The sequence below is a fragment of the Candidatus Frankia alpina genome (assembly GCF_902806485.1).
Taxonomy (GTDB): domain Bacteria; phylum Actinomycetota; class Actinomycetes; order Frankiales; family Frankiaceae; genus Frankia; species Frankia alpina.
The window spans coordinates 1-15,449 of record NZ_CADCWT010000105.1 but is presented as its reverse complement, the minus strand read 5'-3'; the positions used below and the strand labels follow the sequence as shown (position 1 = coordinate 15,449).

Sequence of the window (15,449 nt, the reverse complement as noted above, 5' to 3'; positions counted from 1 at the left end):
GCCGCCGCGTCGCGCCGCCGCGTCGCGCCGCCGCGTCGCGCCGCGGCGCCGGGCCCTGCGGCGGTCAGGCGCTGACCACCCTGCGACGCAGTGCCATGCCGGCAGCGACGCCGCCGGCCAGTGCGCCGGCGCCGGCCGCCGCCGGAATGCCGATCTTGATCGCCTTTCGGGCCGTGCGGAAGTCCTTGATCGGCCATTCCCGCTCCCGGGCGACCGTCTTCAGGTCGGGATCCGGGTTGATCGCCATCGGGTGGCCGACCAGCGAGAGCATCGGCAGATCGTTGATCGAGTCGGAATAGGCCCAGCACCGGGTCAGGTCCAGCCCCTCCCGTTCGGCGAGCGCCTGCACCGCCTCGGCCTTGGCCTGGCCGTGGAGCAGCCCGCCGACCAGGTGACCGGTGTAGGTGCCGTCGGTGACCTCGCTGACCGTGCCGAGCGCGCCGGTCAGATTGAGTCGCCGGGCGATGACCGAGGCCAGCTCCACCGGCGTCGCGGTGACCAGCCACACCCGCTGGCCGGCGTCCAGGTGCTGCTGGGCCAGGGCGTGCGCGCCGGAGTAGATCTGCTCGGCCATCCGCTCGTCGTAGATCTCTTCGCCGTAGCGGACGATCTCGGCGACCGAGCGTCCGGCCACGAAGGCGAGCGCCGTCTCTCGGGCGTCGCGCATCCCGTCCGGGTTCTCGTGGCCGCGCAGCCGGTAGGTGACGTGCTGCCAGCCGAACCGGAGCAGGTCACGGGAGTCGAAGAAGTCCCGCGCGGCGAGACCGCGGGCGAAGTAGAAGATCGAGGCGCCGGCCATCATCGTGTTGTCCACGTCGAAGAACGCGGCGGCGGACTCGTCGAGCGGGGGCCGGGGAACCTCCTCGGCCGCGACCTTCAACGCGGCTATGGCGGCCGCCTCGGCCGCCTGCCTGATCTCGGCCACACCCCTGCGTCGCACCCTCATCAGTCATCTCCATGCAGTTCGCGGTGGAGCGAGGGGCACGGCCCGGACGATGACGCTCGGCCCGGGCGGTGACAGGCCCACCGCCCACTCGTCGTCACCACCTCGGCGCGTCAGGTTCCACACCTCGGTTCGTCGGCACGCCGCCAGACTACGGCTCGACCCCCACCGCTGGTTGCAGGCGGCTCAGATCCGGCAGCGCAAAAGTGCCGGTGAGGTGAGAAAGACGGCGTGGTCCAAAGGCGATCCGCAGATCCTTTTGCACTGCCGGTCCGGAGGCGATGCCGGGTCAGGCCGGCTCCGCCGCGGGCAGGCTGCGGGCGAGGGCGCGCAGGGCACGTAGCTGCAACGCCCGCACGGCGCCCTCGTTGCGTCCCATCGCGAGCGCCGTCTCCCGGACGGAAAGGCCCTCCAGGAACCGCAGCGCGATGCACTCCTGCTGGTCCGGGCGCAGCCGGCGGACCGCGTCCAGCAGCTCGCGGCGGGTCAGCACGGCGAGGATCGACTCCTCCGGGCCAGGCATGACGAGCGCGGTGGCACGCTCGTCCGCCGCAGTGAGGATGTCCGCGGTCGGGATCTCGAACCGGCGCCGCGCCGAGCGGGCCTGGTCGATCAGCAGGTTGCGGGCGATGGTGACGAACCATGCGCCGATGTCGCGACCCTGCCAGCGGAACGCGCCGATGGTGCGCAACGCCCGCAGGAACGTCTCGCTGACGATGTCCTCTGCCGCCACCGGGTCGCCACCCAGCCGGTACAGCGCGTACCGGAACACCAGCTCGGCGTAGTGGTCGTAGAGCAGGCCGAAGGCCTCGCTGTCGCCGTGGCGGGCCCGCGCGACGAGCGCGGCCCGCTCCGACTCCGTCGGGCCGTCGGGGGCGGCCGCGTTGCGGTCCTGGGTGGGGGAACCCGCCCCGAGCCCGCCGGCGGCGGTCCGGCCGCGGCGTGCCGCGGAGCCCCGCCGGATGGCGTCGGTGTCGACGGTGGCCGGGTGCGCGGGCGCCGTCGCGGTGGCCGGCCCGACCGCCGGCAGAGGAGCGGCCAGCGCCGTGATCGCCAGCCAGAACCGGCTCAGGGCGGCGCGGATCTGGGCGCCGGTGGGCAGCAGGGGGACCGGTGGACGCGACCACGTGTTTGGATTGCGCCGTACCGCGGCGAGGCCGGCGGCGAGGTCGGCGAGGTCGGCGAGAGTGCAGTCGGTCACAGCCCGGCTCCGGAGGATGCAGTCGTGACAGGACGGGCCGGCGGGCCCGGTGCACGTGAGGGCGCAGGTAGCTGAGTGTAGCCGCAAGACGAACGCGCGGCAGTCGTAGATCGTGGTCGTGCCGGTCCGGGTCACCGTCATACCGCCGGAATGCCTTGCGCGGCCGACTTACCATCGGGAGATGGACGACGACGGGGCGGGACCGGCGGAGCCCGGCGGCGGGAGCGCTCGGATCACCCTGCTCACCCGGGCAGGCTGTCATCTGTGCGACACCGCGCGGGCCGCGATCATGCGGGTGGCGCAGCAGGAACGGGCCGGATGGCGCGAGTTGGACGTCGATGCCGATCCACGATTGGCCGACGAGTACGGCGACCGGGTGCCGGTCATCCTGGTCGATGGGCGGGAGCACGGTTACTGGCGGGTAGAGGAGGATCGGCTGCGGCGGGCGCTGGCCGGACGCCGGTGGTCGTGGCGTCCCAGCGAGGGTCGCTGATCCGCAGGTCGGGCTCTCCCAGGCACTTCGTGAATCCCTTCACGAAGTCGTACACTGCCCGTCGACAGCCGACTTGTGGCGCCGGCAACCGCGTGCCGGGGCCCGGCGGGGCCACGGATTCGGGCGCACAGCTCCGGGCCACGACGCGCGCCCACAGATCGGAGCCGCGGATGAGCCAGCCCCGGCGTCGCCCAGCGGTGATCCGGCGACGAGCCCGCAGTGAACCGCTTTCCGACCGCTCCGCGGTGCCGGAGGCCACGGTGGCCCGGCTGCCCCTTTACCTCCGGGTACTGACTACGCTGGCGGAGGGTGGGGTTCACACTGTGTCTTCGGACACCCTGGCCGCCGCCGCCGGCGTCACCCCGGCGAAGGTTCGCAAGGACCTGTCGCATCTCGGTTCCTACGGCACGCGGGGCGTCGGTTACGAGGTCGACGTCCTGCTCGACTGCATCGCCGCGAAGCTCGGCCTCACCGAGGACCGTTCGGTGGTGCTCGTCGGCGTCGGCAACCTCGGTCACGCCCTGGCCGGCTACGGCGGTTTCCACGCCCGCGGTTTCCGTATCGTGGCGTTGGTCGACGCGGATCCGGACCGGGTCGGCGAACGGGTCGGTGCGGTCATCGTCCGACCCGTTGACGAGCTGGAGCAGGTCATCGCCGAATGCGCGGTCACGATCGGCGTGATCTGCACTCCGGCCGCCGCGGCGCAACAGGTGTGTGACCGGCTGGTCGCTGCGGGGGTCACGAGCATTCTCAACTTCGCCCCCACGGTGCTGTCGGTGCCGGAAGGGGTAGACGTGCGTAAGGTCGACCTCGCCGTGGAACTTCAGATCCTTTCGTTCCATGAGGCACGGAAACGTCCACCCTCGCCGCGCGAGGCGCCGCCCAACGGGTCCACGCAGGCCGGCGAGACGTCCCTCGTCGCGGGCACGACGACGGGCACGGACGGGGCAACGCCCCGAACAGACAGGGTGAGGACCGAGACGGATGGGGTCGTGCGGGTGACTCGTCAAGCCGGACAGACGCGGCCGGTGCAGGCGGTTCCGGCGGAGGGTGGAGCGTCATGAGCCTGCTTGTGGTGGGCCTCAACCACCGTACCGCCTCGACCACACTGCTCGAGCAGGCATCGGTGTCCGGTGACGATACCCCAAAGGTTCTGCACGATCTTGCCGCCGCGGCGCGCGTTACCGAGGCGGTCGTGCTTTCCACCTGCAACCGGACCGAGATCTACGCCGACGTCGAGACCTTCCACGGCGGCGTGGCCGACATCTCCGACCAGCTCAGCCGGATCTGCGGGATCGACCTCGGTGATCTGGCCGGTCATCTGTACGTCCACCACGACGCCCGCGCGGTCGGCCACCTGTTCTCGGTGGTCTGCGGGCTGGACTCGATGCTCGTCGGCGAGTCGCAGATCCTCGGGCAGGTGCGCGGTGCCTTCCGGGCCGGACAGGCGGCCGGGGTCGCGGGCAGCGCTCTGTCTGGACTGTTCCAGGCGGCGTTGCGGGTCGGTAAGCGGGCCCACTCCGAGACGTCGATCGACGCCGCCGGCGCCTCGATCGTCGCGGTGGGTATCCGGCTGGCCGCCTCCAGCCTCGGGATTCTCAGCGAGGCGCCGGCCGTCCCGGTCTCGCCACCGGGCGGGGCCGGGAGCGAGCTCGGGGGTGCTCCGGCGCTCTCGATGCCCGCGGTCGAGCCGCCGCCGCTGGCGGGCGCCCGCGTCCTGCTCATCGGCGCCGGCGCGGTCGGCTCGTTGGCGGCGCAGACCGCCCGCCGGGCCGGCGCCGCACAGATCGTGGTCGCCAACCGGAGCCCGGCCCGGGCGGCCCGGGTCGCCGAGATGCACGACTGCCGGGCCGTCGGCCTGGCCGACCTCCCGCACGAGATCCTCATGGCCGACCTGGTGATCTCCTCGACCGGTGCGTCCGGCCTGGTCGTCGAGCACGACCTGGTCGCCGCCGCGCTGCCCGGGCGCGGCGGGCGGCCGCTGGTGTTCCTCGATCTGGCGCTGCCGCACGACATCGACCCGGGCGTGCGGGCCCTGCCCGGCGTGAGCCTGCTCGACCTGGAGGCGCTGCGGGTCGCGCTCGACGGCGCCCAGGTGGCGCACGACGTCGAGGCGGTCCGCGCCCTGGTCTCCACCGAGGTCGCGGGGTTCCTGGACCGTCGCCGCGCGGGCCGGGTCGCGCCGACCGTGGTCGCCCTGCGTGCGCATGCCGACGCCGTGGTGCACGGCGAGCTGGTCCGGTTGCACTCCCGCCTGCCCGACCTCGACGATCGGGAGTGGGAGTTGGTGGAGGGCGCGGTTCGCCGCGTCGTCGACAAGCTGCTGCACGCCCCGACCGTGCGGGTGCAGCAGCTGGCCGGGGCGCCCGGAGGCGATTCCTACGCCGAGGCCCTACGGGAACTGTTCGATCTTCCGCGCGAGGTGCCCGCTGTGGTGTCCGCGCCTGACCTTGATCTTGTGGAGCATTCGTGACGGCGATGGAGCCGACCAGCACCGAGACCGATTCGACGGCCCCGGGCGCCACGTTGCTGGCCCGGTTCACGGGCCGCCGACTACGGCTGGGGACACGCCGTTCAGCGCTCGCCATGGTCCAATCTGGGATGATCGCCGCGCAGCTGCGGGCGAGGGTGGGCTGCGCGGTCGACCTCGTCCCGATCATAACCGCGGGTGACCGGTCACCCGCGGAGATTAGTCAGATCGGCGGTACCGGCGTGTTCGTCAGCGCGTTGCGTGACGCCCTGCTGGCCGGCGAGATCGACCTGGCCGTGCACTCGCTGAAGGACCTGCCGACGGCCACCCCGCCCGGCCTCGTGCTGGCAGCCGTCCCGACCCGGGAGGACACTCGGGATGTGCTCGTCTCGCCCAGCGGGCGGCGGCTTGCCGCGCTTGGGCCGGGCGCCCGGGTCGCGACCGGCTCCTCGCGCCGCGCGGCCCAGCTGCGGGCGCTCGGGCTCGGATTCGACGTGGTCGCGATCCGCGGCAACGTCGACACCCGGTTGAAGAAGGCCATCGACGGCGAGGTCGACGCCGTCGTTCTGGCGTATGCGGGTCTGGCGCGCCTGGACCGGCTGGACGCCGTCACGGAGATCCTCGAACCCGAGGTCATGCTGCCGGCGCCCGGCCAAGGGGCGCTGGCGGTCGAGTGCGCCGGGCGGGGCCGGGGTCCGCATGTGGGACAGATCGGTGACCAAACGCGGTCAGATCATGGTCAGCCCGTCGATGGCGGCCTTGCCGAGCTGCTACGGTTTGTGCTCGATGACGCATCGTCGTCCGTCGCGGTCAGAGCGGAACGCGCGTTTCTCGCTGGGATCGAGGCCGGATGCACCGCGCCTGTCGGCGCTTTGGCAGTGGCAGCGCCTGCGCCGGTGGCGGCCGTCGGCACCATGGCACCGGCCGGCGATGCGTCCCCCGCGGGTCGACTGCGCCTGCGGGCGGTCGTCGCCGCGCCGGATGGCACCACCGTCCTCCGGCGTGACGTGACCGGGTCCGCCGTCGACCCGGAGGCGCTCGGGCAGCGCCTCGCGGACGACTTGCTGTCCGCCGGAGCACACTCGCTGATGGGAATTCGCTGAGCATGGCCACCCGACGCACGAAAAAGCCTGTCTCCCCGGTCGCACTCGTGGGTGCCGGCCCCCGTGACCCGGGCCTGCTGACCGTCCTCGCGGTCGAGACCCTCTCGTCGGCCGACCTTGTCGTCGCCGACCCCGACGTCGCGCCCGCGGTCGTGGAGAACCTCACCGCCGAGGTGCTGCGCATCGGGGACCTGGAGGCATCCAAGCCGGTCCGCGATGCCGAGGCGGCGACCGCCGCGGTGGTCAGCCGGGCCCGCGCCGGAGACAAGGTCGTCCGGCTCTATGCGTCGGATCCGTGGCTGACCCGCATCGGCGCCGCCGACGCCCAGGCACTGGCGAAGGCCAAGATCCCCTACCGGGTGGTGCCCGGGATCCTCACCGGTGCCGCGGTGGCCACCTACGCCGGCGTCGCGCCCGGCTCGCCGATCACCTTCGCCAGCACGTCCGGTATCTTCTCCTCGTCGGGAACGCTCCCGGCGCCGTCGCCGTTCGGCGCGGGCGAGCCCGTCGGGCCGTTGACCGGCCCGCAGTTTGGCGCCGGCCGGCTCGGCACACGTCCGATGACCGGGCTGGGGGGCAGCCTCGGCGGCGGCCTGGGCACCGGCTTCGGGTCCCCGCTGGGCCTGGGCAGCCCCGGTGGCTTCGGTGGGTTCGGCGCGCCGGTTTCTTCGCCCGATGATGTCGACTGGGCGGCGCTCGCCCAGACGCCCGGCACGCTCGTGGTCACCGCGACCCCGACCGAAGTCGGCAAGGTCGCGGCGACCCTGGTGGAGCACGGCCGCCCCGGCGACACCCCGATCGCAGTGACCGTGGACGGCACCACCACCGACCAGCGCACCATCACCTCGACCCTCGACAGGGTCGAGGCCGACGTCGCGCCGCTGCTGACCGCCGCCCCCAGGCCCATCACCCAGGTCGTGCTCTCCGTCGGCGCCGTAGTCGCCACCCGGGCGAAGCTGTCCTGGTGGGAGACTCGCGCGCTGTTCGGCTGGACGGTACTGGTGCCGAGAACCAAGGAGCAGGCGGCGATCCTGTCCGACCTGCTGCGCTCGCACGGCGCGAGCCCGCTGGAGGTGCCGACGATCGCCGTCGAGCCGCCGCGGACCGCCGCCCCGATGGAGCGTGCGATCGGGGGCCTGGTCACCGGGCGCTACCAGTGGGTCGTCTTCACCTCCGTCAACGCCGTGCGCGCGGTGCAGGAGAAGGTTGAGGAGCGCAGTCTGGACGCCCGGGCCTTCGCCGGAGTCAAGGTGGCGGCGATCGGCGAGGCCACCGCTGAGGCCCTGCGCGCCTTCGGGATCCGTCCCGACCTGATCCCCTCCGGTCAGCAGTCCAGCGAGGGTCTGCTGGAGAACTGGCCGGAGTACGACGAGTCGCTTGACCTGCTCGACCGGGTACTGCTGCCGCGGGCCGACATCGCCACCGAGACGCTGGTCGCCGGCCTGAAGGACCGCGGCTGGCAGGTCGACGACGTGACCGCCTACCGCACGGTCCGCGCCGCCCCGCCGCCCGCCCCCATCCGCGAGGCGCTCAAGGGAGGCAGGGTCGACGCCGTCGTGTTCACCTCCTCGTCCACCGTGCGCAACCTCGTCGGCATCGCCGGCAAGCCGCACGAGACCACGGTGATCGCCGTCATCGGCCCCGCCACCGCCGCGACCGCCCAGGAGCTCGGGCTGCGCGTCGACCTGCAGGCGCCGGAGGCGTCCATCCCGGCCCTGGTCGGGGCGCTCGCCGAGTTCGCCGCCGAGCATCGCGAGGAGCTGGGCAAGATCGGTCCGCTCGCGGCCCGCCTGCCCAAGCCACGCCGCGGCTCGCGGCGCTAAGCGGACTTGTCGGGCCGGCCGCCGTCGGGAGGTACGAGGCTGTTGAACGGGATACCAGGAGCGTCGGCTGCGGGCAGCGGGAACCGGGGCGCGCACGGCGCGGGTCCGGGTGGCCGGCTGCCGGCCGGGTTTCCGGCGGTGCGCCCTCGCCGGCTGCGCCGCTCGCCCGCGCTGCGTCGGCTGGTGTCGAACGTGCGGCTGCACCCCGCGGATCTGATCCTGCCGATGTTCGTCAAGGAGGGCGTGGACGAGCCCGCCGCCCTGACGTCGATGCCCGGTGTCGTCCAGCACACCCGCTCGTCGCTTCTCAAGGCCGCCGTCGAGGCGGTCGAGGCGGGGGTCGGCGGGCTGATCCTGTTCGGCGTACCGGCTGCGAAGGACGCGCGCGGCTCGGCCGCCGACGACCCCGCCGGGATCGTCCAGCTCGCGCTGGCCGACCTGGTCGCCGAGGTCGGCGGGGACATCGTGCTGATGACCGATCTGTGCCTGGACGAGTACACCGACCACGGGCACTGCGGCCTGCTGACCGACGCCGGCGAGGTCGACAACGACGCCACCCTGGCGCGCTATGCCTCGATCGCCGTGGCGCAGGCTCGAGCCGGCGCCGAGGTCGTCGCGCCGAGCGGGATGATGGACGGTCAGGTCGGCGCGATCCGGGCGGCGCTGGACGCCGACGGCTTCACCGACCTGCCGATCCTGGCCTACTCGGCGAAGTACGCCTCGGCGTTCTACGGCCCGTTCCGTGAGGCGGCCGAGTGCGCCCCGCAGTTCGGCGACCGCACCGGCTACCAGCAGGATCCGGCGCGCTCGGTGGTCGAGGCGCTGCGCGAGGTGGCGCTGGATCTGGCCGAGGGTGCCGACGCGGTGATGGTCAAGCCGGCGCTGGCCTACCTGGACGTGCTGCGCGCGATCGCGGACACCGTGGATGTGCCCGTAGCCGCCTACCAGGTGTCCGGCGAGTACGCGATGGTCGAGGCCGCCGCCGCCGCAGGGTGGATCGACCGGGATCGGGCCATCGCCGAGACGCTCACCGCGATCTCCCGCGCCGGTGCCGACATCATCCTCACCTACTGGGCCGTCGAGGTCGCCCGCGGCTTGGCCGCCACCCGCTGACCGACCCTCCCGCCCCCGCCTTGGACGAGTCGCGGTGCGCGGGAAGAGTTGCGGTGCGTTTTGCACGGTCTGCGGGCTCAGACCGTGCAAAACGCACCGCAGTTGGCCCCGCACTGGTTCTGGACTCGTTCCAGCTCTCACGCCTGTCCGGAGAGATAAATCGCCCGCCGAGGGCTCCGGACAGGCAGGGCGCTTGAAGATCGAGCTGGTGAGGGCGCGCGGCCGAATGGTGCCGGGTCATGAGGGCCGGCGCGTCGATGTGAGGCTTGTTCGGCGTGCGTCGATGGTGGCGCCGGGCGGCCGCGTCGCCTGGCCGAACGCGGGTGGCCGACGCGAGCCGCGGTTCGCCGGACCGCGCCCCCCTTGCATCCTCCCCGGCCACCGGGCGGTCATCCCCCGTCCGAGGATCGCCTCGCTCCGGGCGGCCGACGCTCGTCGGCTGGTCAGGGGCGTCACCGGGCGGCTCGGGCCGGGGCAGGGGCCACGCTGCGGCCCACAGGCAGGGACGCTCGGGAGGTGCGGCAGGGGGCGTGGCCCTGCGACCAGGGGTTGACCGGCCGCGTCCAGGTCTGTTCCCGTGACATCCGTCGCCGTGTCGCGGATACCCCCAGGGGGTTATCGTGCACTATACGGGGGAGGGGTACTTGCGGGCTGCCGGACGGACGAGTCCGGGCTGTGGACAGTGGCTGAAGAGATGAGGACCGCGATGACCGCGATCGCCTACACCGTGACCGGGATGACCTGCGAGCACTGCGCCCGCTCGGTGACCGAGGAGCTGGAGCGGCTGCCCGAGGTGGCCAGCGTCACGGTGGATCTTGCGGACGGCCGGGTCACGGTGGTGAGCGAGGGCGCGCTGGCGGACGGCGCCGTCCGCGAGGCCGTCGCGGAGGCCGGATACGAGCTGGTCGGCCGGGTCTGACACCCGCGCGGTACCGCGCGGCGGGGCCAGGGGAGGAACTTCACGTGACGAACGTCGGGATCGAGGCCGGGGAGCCGGTCCGACTCGAGCTCGCGATCGGCGGCATGACCTGCTCGTCCTGCGCCGCGCGGGTGGAGCGCAAGCTCAACCGGATCGAGGGCGTCAGCGCGTCGGTGAACTACGCCACGGAGAAGGCGACCGTCACCCTTGCCCGGCCGGCGCCGGCCGGCGCGGCCGGCCCCGTGACGGTCGACGAGCTGATCGGGGCCGTGCAGGCCGCCGGCTACACGGCGAGCCTGCCCGCCGCCACGGCGCAGTCGTCCGCCACGGCGGGCGGTACGGCCACCGCCGGGTCAAGCGGTACGGCGGGCGCCGAGGGCGGTGCGGTGGGCCTCGACGGCGACGAGGCGGTGCTGCCGGGCGCGGACCTGCGGGCGATGCGCCGGCGCCTGATCATCTCGGCGTTGCTGGCGCTGCCGGTGCTTGTGCTCGCGATGGTGCCCGCCTGGCAGTTCGACTACTGGCAGTGGGTCAGCCTGGCGCTGGCAACACCGGTCGTCCTGTGGGGCGGCCGGCCCTTCCACGCCGCGGCGGCCCGGGGCGCCCGGCACGGCGCGGTCACCATGGACACCCTGGTCTCCCTCGGCACGCTCGCGGCCTTCGGCTGGTCGCTCTACGCGCTGATCTTCGGCGGGGCGGGCGATCCGGGAATGCGGCACTCCTTCTCGCTGACGGGCGGCATGTCCGACGGCGCCGCCACCGGGATCTACCTGGAGGTGGCCGCCGGGGTCACGGTGTTCCTGCTCGCCGGGCGGTTCCTCGAGCTGCGGGCGCGACGCCGCTCCGGCGCGGCTTTGAGGGCCCTGCTGCACCTCGGGGCGAGGGACGTGACGGTGCGTCGCCCGAGGATCGGGTCCGCGGGCTTGACGGTCCCCGCGGGCTTGACGGTCGAGGTGCGGATCCCGGTCGACGAGTTGCGCATCGGCGACGAGTTCGTCGTCCGCCCCGGCGAGAAGATCGCGACCGACGGGGTCGTGCTCGACGGGGTGTCCGCGGTCGACGCGAGCATGGTCACCGGCGAGTCGGTGCCGGTGGAAGTCGGGCCGGGGGATCCGGTGGTCGGCGCGACCGTGAACGCGGGCGGTCGGCTCATCGTGCAGGCCACCCGGGTCGGGGCTGACACACAGCTTGCCCGCATCGCCCGGCTCGTCGAGCAGGCCCAGAGCGGCAAGGCGCGGGTCCAGCGGTTGGCCGACCGGATCTCGGCGATCTTCGTTCCCGTTGTGATCATTGCCGCGTCGGTCACCTTGGGCGCCTGGCTCGTCGCCGGGCAGCCGGCGACGGACGCGTTCACCGCCGCGGTCGCCGTCCTGATCATCGCCTGCCCGTGCGCGCTGGGCCTGGCCACCCCGACGGCCCTGCTCGTCGGCACGGGACGCGGCGCGCAGTTGGGCATCCTCATCCGCGGCCCGGAGGTCCTCGAATCGACGCGGCGGGTGCAGACCGTGCTGCTCGACAAGACCGGCACGATGACCACCGGCCGGATGCGGACCGCCGCCGTCCACCCGGCGTCGGGGGAGAGCGCCGCCGACGTGCTCCGCCTCGCCGGGGCGGCCGAGGACGCCAGCGAGCATCCCATCGCCCGCGCAATCGCGGACGCCGCCCGGGCCGCGGCCGTCGGGTCGTTGCCCCCGGTGACGGACTTCGCCAGCGACGCCGGGCTCGGCGTGCGCGGCACCGTCGAAGGCCACACGGTGGTCGTCGGCCGGCCCCGCCTTTTCGCCGAGCTGCCGGCCGAGCTCGCGGGAGCCCTGGTCCGGGAGCACGACGCCGGGCGCACCGCGGTCGTCGTCGGCTGGGACGGCGCCGCGCGCGGACTGGTCAGCGTCGCCGACACGGTCAAGTCCACCGCCGCCGAGGCCGTCGCGGCCCTGCGTCGACTCGGCCTGCATCCGGTCCTGCTGACCGGCGACGCGGGACCCGTGGCCCGCGCGGTCGCTGCCGAGGTCGGGATCGCGCCCGCGGACGTCATCGCCGAGGTCCTGCCCGAGGAGAAGGTGGCGACGGTCCGCCGGTTGCAGGCCGAGGGGCGGGTCGTGGCGATGGTGGGCGACGGGGTCAACGACGCCGCCGCGCTGGCGCAGGCCGACCTGGGGTTGGCGATGGGCGGGGGGACCGACGCGGCGATTGAGGCGTCCGACCTGACCCTGGTCAACGCCGACCCGCGGCTGGTGGCCGACGCGATCCGGTTGTCCCGGGCCACCCTGCGCACGATCCGAGGGAACCTGTTCTGGGCGTTCGCCTACAACCTGGCGGCGCTGCCGCTGGCCGCGGCCGGCCTGCTCAATCCGATGATCGCCGGCGCGGCGATGGCGTTCAGCTCGGTGTTCGTCGTGACGAACAGCCTGCGGCTGCGCCGGTTCACCCCGCTGCCGCCGGCCGACCACGTGACGTTGCCGTCAACGCGGCCGGCCCCCGCGGTCGGGGCGCGATCTTAGGCCGGCGGCTCCAGGCGGGGGAACACCGGGGCGGGGTCGGCGACGCGGGGGCCGCCGTCGCCGCACTGGGCGGCGATGCGCGGCGCCGCGTCGGGCAGAAACGGGGTGAGATGCGCCGCGATCTCCCGGCAGGTGGCGACCAGCTCGGCGAGCACGGTGTCGAGGGCGGCCGGGGCCGCACCCTCCTTGCGCTCGGCCTTGGCGAGATCCCAGGGGCGCGCGGCCTCCACGTAGCGGTTGCCCTCGTTGCCGATCGCCGTGACGGCCTCGGCGGCGCGGCGGAAGTCGAACGCGGTGAACGCCGCGTCGATCGTCGCCGGGGCCTGCTCCCGGGCCGCCCGCAGCGCCGCGGCCCCCGGGTTGTCCGCCGCGACGGGCGGGATCACCCCGTCCCGATAGCGCTTGACCATCGACACGGTCCGGTTGACCAGGTTGCCGATGTTGTTGGCGAGGTCCTCGTTCGCCCGGGTGAGCAGCCGTTCGGTGGTGTAGTCGGTGTCGCCGCTGCGGGCGACGTCGCGCAGCATCCACCACCGCAGCGCATCGGTGTTGTAGGCGGCGACGATGTCCGCCGGGTCCTCCGCGTTCCCGGCCGATTTGGAGATCTTCTGGCCGTCCGCGGTGAGGTATTCGTGCACGAAGATGGTGTCGGGCAGCCGCACGCCGGCGGAGAGCAGCATCGCCGGCCAGTAGACGGCGTGGAAGCGGATGATGCCCTTGCCGATGACGTGGACGCGGGCGTCGCTGTCATTCCACCAGTACTGGAAGCTGGCGTCGTCGGTACCGTACCCGGGGGCGGTGATGTAGTTGCCGAGGGCGTCGAACCAGACGTAGATGACCTGGTCGGGATCGCCGGGCACCGGGATGCCCCAGCCGCGCGCCCGGCTCATGCTCCGGGATGCGCTGAAGTCCTCCAGTCCGGCCTCGATGAACGACAGCACCTCGCGCTTGCGGGTGGCCGGCTCGATGCGCAGGCGGTCGCTGGAGATGAGCTCGTGGAGCTGGTCGGAATAGCGGCTCAGCCGGAAGAACCAGTTGCTCTCCTCGACGAGGTCCGGCACGGTCCCGTGCTCCGGGCAACGGCCGTCGACCAGCTCGTCGGGGGAGTAGAACAGCTCGCAGCCGACGCAGTACAGGCCGGCGTAGCTCTTGCGGTAGAAGTCCCCGCGCTCGGCGCAGGCCGCCCAGAGCTTCTCCACGCCCGGCCGGTGCCGCGGGTCGGAGCTGGTCTTGATGAAGTCGTCGAAGGAGAGGTCCAGCGGCTCGCGCAGGGAGCTGAACCGGGTGGCCACCCGCTCGACGTATTCCGCGGGCGTGATTCCCTCGGCCTCGGCGCCCTGGACGTTCTTCAGCGCGTTGTCGTCGGTGCCGGTCTGGCACCGGACCTCGTCACCGCGTGCCCGCAGATGCCGGGCGAACGCGTCGGTCTCGACCAGCTCCAGCGCGTGCCCCACGTGCGGCTTGCCGTTGACGTACGGGATGGCCGTCGTCACGAAGTAGCGACCCATCGGTTTCGGATCCTCCCGCCCCGGTGCGCAACCTCGCTGATGAGGCTCCGTCGGGGCCTCATCGGTGGTCTGTCAGGAGGCGCGGAAAAGGCCGGATGGCATGTACATCAGCATCATCCGGGAGCTCGCCGCCTCGGCGGTGACACGTGCCGTCGACACAGGGAAATCCTACCCGCCCGCCCCCGTGACGGTCGCCGGGAGCGGCACCGGGCCGGCCTACGGCCTGCCGGCGACGTCGGCGTCAGTCGCTGGTCGCGACTGGGAACTGTGGTCCGTCGCCTCGTTCGAAACCCAGGAGATTGGCGATCGTGACCTCGCCGATCCGCGTCAGCGCATCGGTGGTGAAGAAACCCTGGTGCCCGGTCACCAGAACATTCGGGAACGTCAGTAGCCGCGCGAACAGGTCGTCGTCGAACGCTCCCCGTTCCGACCGGTCCTCGAAGAAGATGGCGTTCTCCTCCTCGTAGACATCGATCCCGAGATAGCCGATCAGCCCCTTCTTGAGAGCAGAGATGACGGCGGCGGTGTTCAGCAGGCCGCCGCGGCTGGTGTTTACCAGCATCACACCGCGCTTCATCCGGGCCAGCGCATCGGCATCGACGAGGTGGTGCGTGGCGGGAGTCAACGGGCAGTGCAGCGATATGATGTCGGAATCGGCGAAAATCTGGTCCAGCTTGACATAGCTGACCCCGAGCCGTTCGCATTCCGGGTTGGGCCTGACGTCGTGCGCGATCACTCGGCATCCGAATCCCGTCATGCGGCATCCGAATCCCGTCATGATCCGCGCGAAGACGGTGCCGATCGCCCCGGTGCCAACCACGCCGACGGTGCGTCCGTGGAGGTCGAAACCGAGCAGGCCGGTGAGAGCGAAGTTGTACTCACGCACCCGGTTGTAGGCCCGGCACACGTGGCGGTTCAGCGCCAGGATCAGGGCGACTGCATGCTCGGCGACTGCGTACGGGCTGTAGGCCGGCACGTGGGCCACCACGATGCCGAGCGAACGAGCACAGGCGAGGTGGACATTGTCATGTCCAGCCGAGCGCAGCACCACCAGCCGGATGCCGTCCGCGGCGAGCCTGGTCAGCACGCCGGCCGACACCTCGTCCTCGACGAACACGCAGACCGCAGCATGTCCCTGCGCCAGACCCGCGGTCTGTTCGGTCAACCGGTGTTCGAGAAAATTCAGCTCGAGGTCACCGGTCCGGGCGCTGCTCAGGAACCGGCGATCATAGTCCTTCGACGAGAAGACCGCGACCCGCACGTTTCGTCCCCATTCCTTCGTCCTGCGCCGGTGCCCGCCCAAGACGGTACCGGGCGCAGGGAAGGATCTCCGAAGGAGCCACGGTACCCAGGGCCGCGCGAAGGTCACTTTCCGTGC

12 protein-coding genes are annotated in these 15,449 nt (G+C 72.6%); 8 read left to right on the top strand and 4 right to left on the bottom strand.

The annotated features are described in order from the left end of the window. Positions 1-64 precede the first annotated feature (64 nt). Together G6R25_RS13010 and G6R25_RS13005 are read right to left on the bottom strand one after the other, a co-directional pair. Positions 65-946, bottom strand: a complete 882-nt coding sequence (locus G6R25_RS13010) for an HAD family hydrolase (protein ID WP_163553180.1) — start codon at positions 944-946, stop codon at positions 65-67. A gap of 286 nt (positions 947-1,232) precedes the next feature. Next, positions 1,233-2,144 (bottom strand): sigma-70 family RNA polymerase sigma factor, encoded by a 912-nt coding sequence (locus G6R25_RS13005; RefSeq protein ID WP_163553179.1) that lies wholly within the window; start codon positions 2,142-2,144, stop codon positions 1,233-1,235. Between the two features lie 181 nt (positions 2,145-2,325). Here G6R25_RS13005 and G6R25_RS13000 point away from each other — a divergent pair, with 181 nt between their 5' ends. The 8 genes from G6R25_RS13000 to G6R25_RS12965 all read left to right on the top strand — a co-directional run bounded on the left by G6R25_RS13000 (position 2,326) and on the right by G6R25_RS12965 (position 12,563). Further along, positions 2,326-2,637 carry a glutaredoxin family protein gene (locus tag G6R25_RS13000; RefSeq protein ID WP_136446913.1) on the top strand — a complete coding sequence of 104 codons (312 nt, stop codon included), beginning with the start codon at positions 2,326-2,328 and terminating at the stop codon, positions 2,635-2,637. A 170-nt stretch (positions 2,638-2,807) separates the two neighbouring features. Beyond that, positions 2,808-3,701 (top strand): redox-sensing transcriptional repressor Rex, encoded by an 894-nt coding sequence (locus tag G6R25_RS12995; protein ID WP_235825695.1) that lies wholly within the window; start codon positions 2,808-2,810, stop codon positions 3,699-3,701. Beyond that, positions 3,698-5,110 (top strand): glutamyl-tRNA reductase, encoded by a 1,413-nt coding sequence (locus G6R25_RS12990; RefSeq protein ID WP_163553178.1) that lies wholly within the window; start codon positions 3,698-3,700, stop codon positions 5,108-5,110. Before G6R25_RS12995 ends, G6R25_RS12990 begins: the two co-directional genes overlap by 4 nt. Next, positions 5,107-6,210 (top strand): hydroxymethylbilane synthase, encoded by a 1,104-nt coding sequence (gene hemC / locus G6R25_RS12985; protein ID WP_163553177.1) that lies wholly within the window; start codon positions 5,107-5,109, stop codon positions 6,208-6,210. The genes G6R25_RS12990 and hemC overlap by 4 nt, the downstream gene beginning before the upstream one ends. 2 nt (positions 6,211-6,212) lie before the next feature. After that, positions 6,213-8,033 carry a bifunctional uroporphyrinogen-III C-methyltransferase/uroporphyrinogen-III synthase gene (locus tag G6R25_RS12980; protein ID WP_163553176.1) on the top strand — a complete coding sequence of 607 codons (1,821 nt, stop codon included), beginning with the start codon at positions 6,213-6,215 and terminating at the stop codon, positions 8,031-8,033. Positions 8,034-8,171: 138 nt separating this feature from the next. Continuing rightward, a complete protein-coding gene (gene hemB, locus G6R25_RS12975) occupies positions 8,172-9,146 on the top strand; it encodes a porphobilinogen synthase (protein WP_336501363.1) in 975 nt (324 codons plus the stop codon). A gap of 706 nt (positions 9,147-9,852) precedes the next feature. After that, positions 9,853-10,065, top strand: a complete 213-nt coding sequence (locus G6R25_RS12970) for a heavy-metal-associated domain-containing protein (RefSeq protein WP_163553175.1) — start codon at positions 9,853-9,855, stop codon at positions 10,063-10,065. 44 nt (positions 10,066-10,109) lie between these two features. Next, entirely contained in the window at positions 10,110-12,563 is a 2,454-nt protein-coding gene (locus G6R25_RS12965) for a heavy metal translocating P-type ATPase (RefSeq protein WP_163553174.1), read from the top strand. On the opposite strand, the gene G6R25_RS12960 is transcribed toward G6R25_RS12965, so the two are convergent. Then, the gene (locus G6R25_RS12960; protein ID WP_163553173.1) at positions 12,560-14,071 is read right to left on the bottom strand and encodes a methionine--tRNA ligase; all 1,512 of its coding nucleotides are present in this window, start codon (positions 14,069-14,071) and stop codon (positions 12,560-12,562) included. The two genes, G6R25_RS12965 and G6R25_RS12960, sit on opposite strands and share 4 nt — an antisense overlap. A gap of 241 nt (positions 14,072-14,312) precedes the next feature. Beyond that, positions 14,313-15,332: a 2-hydroxyacid dehydrogenase gene (locus G6R25_RS12955; protein WP_163553172.1), complete on the bottom strand. Its 1,020-nt coding sequence runs from the start codon at positions 15,330-15,332 to the stop codon at positions 14,313-14,315. Between the last annotated feature and the right edge of the window lie 117 nt (positions 15,333-15,449).